Genomic DNA, 576 nt, shown 5'->3' with positions numbered 1-576 from the left:
ATCGGCACCAGCCTGCAGGAGTCGAAGCTGGAGAACCTGGGTCACCTGGGTGACCGCAACGACCACGACTCGCTGGGCCTGTTCCAGCAGCGCCCCTCCTCGGGTTGGGGTACCCCGGAGCAGATCACCGACCCCGAGTACTCGACCATGGCCTTCCAGAAGGGTCTGAAGCAGGTCGACGGGTGGCAGGACATGCCCCTGACCGAGGCCGCGCAGACGGTGCAGGTGTCGGCCTACCCGGACGCCTACGCCCAGTGGGAGCAGCAGGCCGCCGACCTCGTCGCCCAGCACTGGAACAGCTGACCCAACCGAACACCGTGAACCGACCACTGGCCGGCACCCTCACGAGGGTGCCGGCCAGCGGCGTATTCAGAAGTCGGAACCGCCGGACGGACCGCAAGCAGGTCAGGGCTGGGGGCCACCGTGACCGGCGCAGGGATCAAGCCTGACAGTGAGGATCATGGGAGAGCCCTCCCCGGCCGGGTCTGACCCTAAGCCTGGCTGACCTCGGGTCTTGAACCGGATCTGTCGATCTGGCCGGGAAGGGCTGCTCGTGCACTCACCGGACGGGTGTCG

At 67.7% G+C, this 576-nt stretch carries 1 pseudogene; it reads left to right on the top strand.

What is annotated here, in order from left to right:
• Nucleotides 1-303, top strand: a pseudogene (locus DKL51_RS18935) (hypothetical protein); the annotation flags it as partial.
• Nucleotides 304-576: the final 273 nt, after the last annotated feature.

The sequence above is a fragment of the Micromonospora globispora genome (assembly GCF_003857015.1).
GTDB classification, from domain to species: Bacteria; Actinomycetota; Actinomycetes; order Mycobacteriales; family Micromonosporaceae; genus Micromonospora; species Micromonospora globispora.
The sequence above is the reverse complement of the archived record's forward strand: the minus strand, read 5'-3'. Positions and strand labels throughout refer to the sequence as shown.